This window comes from Flavobacterium cheniae (assembly GCF_004363695.1).
In the GTDB taxonomy this organism is placed as follows: domain Bacteria; phylum Bacteroidota; class Bacteroidia; order Flavobacteriales; family Flavobacteriaceae; genus Flavobacterium; species Flavobacterium cheniae.
The window spans coordinates 1-5,366 of record NZ_SNZC01000010.1 but is presented as its reverse complement, the minus strand read 5'-3'; the positions used below and the strand labels follow the sequence as shown (position 1 = coordinate 5,366).

The window sequence follows — 5,366 nt, the reverse complement described above, 5'->3', positions numbered from 1 at the left end:
AAAAAATTTTTTCAAAAAAGCTTGCCAGATTAAAAAAGAGTTGTACTTTTGCACCCGCTAATCGAATGAGAGGCGGACAAAAAAAGAATGACACGTTCATAGACATATTGAATTGACAGCACAAATTTGTAGCAATACAGATTTGAAAATTAAGAGAGAGTAAGATTTTTCGATTATTATTGAAAAGACTAGCGACTTGAATCGAAAACATTAGTTGATTTATCAACTTAACAACATACGATGAAGAGTTTGATCCTGGCTCAGGATGAACGCTAGCGGCAGGCCTAACACATGCAAGTCGAGGGGTAGAGTTCTTCGGAACTTGAGACCGGCGCACGGGTGCGTAACGCGTATGCAATCTACCTTATACAGGGGAATAGCCCAGAGAAATTTGGATTAATGCCCCATAGTGTTATCGAATCGCATGGTTTGATAACTAAAGTTCCAACGGTATAAGATGAGCATGCGTCCCATTAGTTAGTTGGTAAGGTAACGGCTTACCAAGACAATGATGGGTAGGGGTCCTGAGAGGGAGATCCCCCACACTGGTACTGAGACACGGACCAGACTCCTACGGGAGGCAGCAGTGAGGAATATTGGTCAATGGGCGCAAGCCTGAACCAGCCATGCCGCGTGCAGGAAGACGGTCCTATGGATTGTAAACTGCTTTTATACAGGAAGAAACACCTCCACGTGTGGAGGCTTGACGGTACTGTAGGAATAAGGATCGGCTAACTCCGTGCCAGCAGCCGCGGTAATACGGAGGATCCAAGCGTTATCCGGAATCATTGGGTTTAAAGGGTCCGTAGGCGGTCTTATAAGTCAGTGGTGAAAGCCCATCGCTCAACGATGGAACTGCCATTGATACTGTAAGACTTGAATACTTGTGAAGTAACTAGAATATGTAGTGTAGCGGTGAAATGCTTAGATATTACATGGAATACCAATTGCGAAGGCAGGTTACTAACAAGTTATTGACGCTGATGGACGAAAGCGTGGGGAGCGAACAGGATTAGATACCCTGGTAGTCCACGCCGTAAACGATGGATACTAGCTGTTCGGAGCAATCTGAGTGGCTAAGCGAAAGTGATAAGTATCCCACCTGGGGAGTACGCACGCAAGTGTGAAACTCAAAGGAATTGACGGGGGCCCGCACAAGCGGTGGAGCATGTGGTTTAATTCGATGATACGCGAGGAACCTTACCAGGGCTTAAATGTAGATTGACAGGACTGGAAACAGTTTTTTCTTCGGACAATTTACAAGGTGCTGCATGGTTGTCGTCAGCTCGTGCCGTGAGGTGTCAGGTTAAGTCCTATAACGAGCGCAACCCCTGTCGTTAGTTGCCAGCGAGTCATGTCGGGAACTCTAACGAGACTGCCAGTGTAAACTGTGAGGAAGGTGGGGATGACGTCAAATCATCACGGCCCTTACGTCCTGGGCCACACACGTGCTACAATGGTAGGTACAGAGAGCAGCCACTGCGCGAGCAGGAGCGAATCTACAAAACCTATCTCAGTTCGGATCGGAGTCTGCAACTCGACTCCGTGAAGCTGGAATCGCTAGTAATCGGATATCAGCCATGATCCGGTGAATACGTTCCCGGGCCTTGTACACACCGCCCGTCAAGCCATGGAAGCTGGGGGTGCCTGAAGTCGGTGACCGCAAGGAGCTGCCTAGGGTAAAACTAGTAACTAGGGCTAAGTCGTAACAAGGTAGCCGTACCGGAAGGTGCGGCTGGAACACCTCCTTTCTAGAGAAGAAACGAGAAGCTATCTTTACGATACGATAAATATTACTCTCGCTGTTAATTCAAATAATACAAATAAGTAAAAACAGAGTCTCGTAGCTCAGCTGGTTAGAGTACTACACTGATAATGTAGGGGTCCCCAGTTCGAGTCTGGGCGGGACTACTATGTTTTACTTAGGAAATTCTGGAAGTTGAGAATTCACAATTCATAATTCTGAATTCTAAATTCTGAATTCAAATTGGGGGATTAGCTCAGCTGGCTAGAGCGCCTGCCTTGCACGCAGGAGGTCATCGGTTCGACTCCGATATTCTCCACAGTTCCGAAAGGAAAAAAGTTCATTGACATATTGAGATAAAAATATTTAAAAAGTAGAAAGTACAATAGGTGTGTAGCAATACACATTTATAAAGAAAGTCCTAGTTTTATTTATAAAATTAGGCGGCACATAAGCAAAATAAGGGCGTATGGGGGATGCCTAGGCTCTCAGAGGCGATGAAGGACGTGATAAGCTGCGAAAAGCTACGGGGATTGGCACACACGAATTGATCCGTAGATATCCGAATGGGGCAACCCAATGCATTGAAGATGCATTACCCGATAGGGGGCAAACCCGCTGAACTGAAACATCTAAGTAGGCGGAGGAGAAGAAAACAAAAGTGATTCCGTAAGTAGTGGCGAGCGAACGCGGATTAGCCCAAACCAGTGCTGTTACGGCAGTGCTGGGGTTGTAGGACCACGACATTCTATGCGGATTGAACCGGAATTACCTGGAAAGGTAAACCAAAGAGGGTGATAGTCCTGTATGGGTAAGAGAAGATATAGATAGTGGTATCCTGAGTAGCGCGGGGCACGTGAAACCCTGTGTGAATTTGGCGGGACCATCCGCTAAGGCTAAATACTCCTGAGAGACCGATAGTGAACCAGTACCGTGAGGGAAAGGTGAAAAGAACCGTGAATAACGGAGTGAAATAGATCCTGAAACCATACGCTTACAAGCGGTCGGAGCCCTTTCGTGGGGTGACGGCGTGCCTTTTGCATAATGAGCCTACGAGTTACCGTTGCTGGCAAGGATAAGTACTTATGGTATGGATCCGTAGCGAAAGCGAGTCTGAATAGGGCGCTTTAGTCAGTAATGGTAGACGCGAAACCGTGTGATCTACCCATGGACAGGTTGAAGCTGTGGTAACACATAGTGGAGGACCGAACCCGTTGACGTTGAAAAGTCTTGGGATGATCTGTGGGTAGGGGTGAAAGGCCAATCAAACTCGGAAATAGCTCGTACTCCCCGAAATGCATTTAGGTGCAGCGCTGGGTATAAGTTATATAGAGGTAGAGCTACTGATTGGATGCGGGGGCTTCATCGCCTACCAATTCCTGACAAACTCCGAATGCTATATAATGTTTACCAGCAGTGAGGGCATGGGTGCTAAGGTCCATGTCCGAGAGGGAAAGAACCCAGACCATCAGCTAAGGTCCCCAAATATATGCTAAGTTGAAATAACGAGGTTTGTCTGCCCAGACAGCTAGGATGTTGGCTTGGAAGCAGCCATTCATTTAAAGAGTGCGTAACAGCTCACTAGTCGAGCGGACGAGCATGGATAATAATCGGGCATAAGCATATTACCGAAGCTATGGATTTACGTTTTACGTAAGTGGTAGGGGAGCATTCTAAACTGGGTCGAAGGTGTGATGTGAGTCATGCTGGACTGTTTAGAAAAGAAAATGTAGGCATAAGTAACGATAATGCGGGCGAGAAACCCGCACACCGAAAAACTAAGGTTTCCACAGCTATGCTAATCAGCTGTGGGTTAGTCTGGTCCTAAGGCGAACCCGAAAGGGACAGTCGATGGCTAACGGGTTAATATTCCCGTACTACTTATAATTGTGATGGAGAGACGCAGTGGTGAAAGTACCGCGAACTGACGGAATAGTTCGTTAAAGCACTTAGCTATAGGCCCGGTAGGCAAATCCGCTGGGACTGGTGAAATGCGATAGTACACGGAGTCTTCGGACAAAGTGATAGTGTACCTAAAGGCTGCCAAGAAAATCTTCTAAACTTAGATTATAAGTACCAGTACCGTAAACCGACACAGGTAGTTGAGGAGAGAATCCTAAGGTGCTCGAGAGATTCATGGCTAAGGAATTAGGCAAAATGGACCCGTAACTTCGGGAGAAGGGTCGCCAGCAGCAATGCTGGCCGCAGTGAAAAAATCCAGGCGACTGTTTATCAAAAACACAGGGCTCTGCAAAATCGTAAGATGAAGTATAGGGCCTGACACCTGCCCGGTGCTTGAAGGTTAAGTGGAGATGTTATCTTCGGAGAAGCATTGAAATGAAGCCCAAGTAAACGGCGGCCGTAACTATAACGGTCCTAAGGTAGCGAAATTCCTTGTCGGGTAAGTTCCGACCTGCACGAATGGTGTAACGATCTGGATACTGTCTCAGCCATGAGCTCGGTGAAATTGTAGTAGCGGTGAAGATGCCGCTTACCCGCAGTGGGACGAAAAGACCCTGTGCACCTTTACTATAGCTTAATATTGACCTTGGACACGTGATGTGTAGGATAGGTGGGAGACTGTGAAGTGGCGTCGCTAGGCGTTGTGGAGTCATTGTTGAAATACCACCCTTTGCTTGTCTGAGGCCTAACCCCGCGCTGCGGGGGACATTGTTTGGTGGGTAGTTTGACTGGGGTGGTCGCCTCCAAAAGAGTAACGGAGGCTTCTAAAGGTTCCCTCAGCACGCTTGGTAACCGTGCGTAGAGTGCAATGGCATAAGGGAGCTTGACTGAGAGACATACAGGTCGATCAGGTACGAAAGTAGAGCATAGTGATCCGGTGGTTCCGCATGGAAGGGCCATCGCTCAAAGGATAAAAGGTACGCCGGGGATAACAGGCTGATCTCCCCCAAGAGCTCATATCGACGGGGGGGTTTGGCACCTCGATGTCGGCTCGTCACATCCTGGGGCTGGAGAAGGTCCCAAGGGTTGGGCTGTTCGCCCATTAAAGTGGCACGCGAGCTGGGTTCAGAACGTCGTGAGACAGTTCGGTCTCTATCTACTGTGGGCGTTAGAAATTTGAGTGGATCTGATTCTAGTACGAGAGGACCGAATTGGACTAACCGCTGGTGTATCTGTTGTTCCGCCAGGAGCACTGCAGAGTAGCTACGTTGGGAAGGGATAAGCGCTGAAAGCATATAAGCGCGAAACCCACCACAAGATGAGATTTCTTTTAAGGGTCGTGGAAGATGACCACGTTGATAGGCTATAGATGTAAAGGCAGTAATGTCATAGTCGAGTAGTACTAATAACCCGTTAGCTTATGTATAAATCTGCGCCTTCGGGCGCAGAGAAACTTTCTTTAAATTTATTTATCTCAGTATGTTAAGATATTATTACAATTACGAATTTAAAATTATGAATTACGAATTGTAAATGTTGTCCAAAGCAACATAACCTCTTAAGGTGGTTATTGCGTCGGGGCTCACCTCTTCCCATTCCGAACAGAGAAGTTAAGCCCGATTGCGCAGATGGTACTGCAGTTATGTGGGAGAGTATGTCGCCGCCTTTCTTTTGAAAAGCCCTATCAGTAATGATAGGGCTTTTTTGTTACCAATATAGC

At 47.2% G+C, this 5,366-nt stretch carries 2 tRNA genes and 3 rRNA genes; all 5 read left to right on the top strand.

The annotated features are described in order from the left end of the window. Nucleotides 1-237 precede the first annotated feature (237 nt). Nucleotides 238-1,751: ribosomal RNA gene (locus C8D80_RS12670) — 16S ribosomal RNA — on the top strand. Nucleotides 1,752-1,837: 86 nt separating this feature from the next. Beyond that, nucleotides 1,838-1,911: transfer RNA gene (locus C8D80_RS12665), tRNA-Ile, on the top strand. A 78-nt stretch (nucleotides 1,912-1,989) separates the two neighbouring features. Beyond that, nucleotides 1,990-2,063, top strand: a tRNA-Ala gene (locus C8D80_RS12660). Between the two features lie 129 nt (nucleotides 2,064-2,192). After that, nucleotides 2,193-5,072, top strand: a 23S ribosomal RNA gene (locus C8D80_RS12655). Between the two features lie 133 nt (nucleotides 5,073-5,205). Further along, a 5S ribosomal RNA gene (gene rrf / locus C8D80_RS12650) occupies nucleotides 5,206-5,315 on the top strand. Together the 16S, 23S and 5S rRNA genes with 2 tRNA genes alongside form the textbook arrangement of a ribosomal RNA operon. The last annotated feature ends 51 nt before the right edge of the window (nucleotides 5,316-5,366 follow it).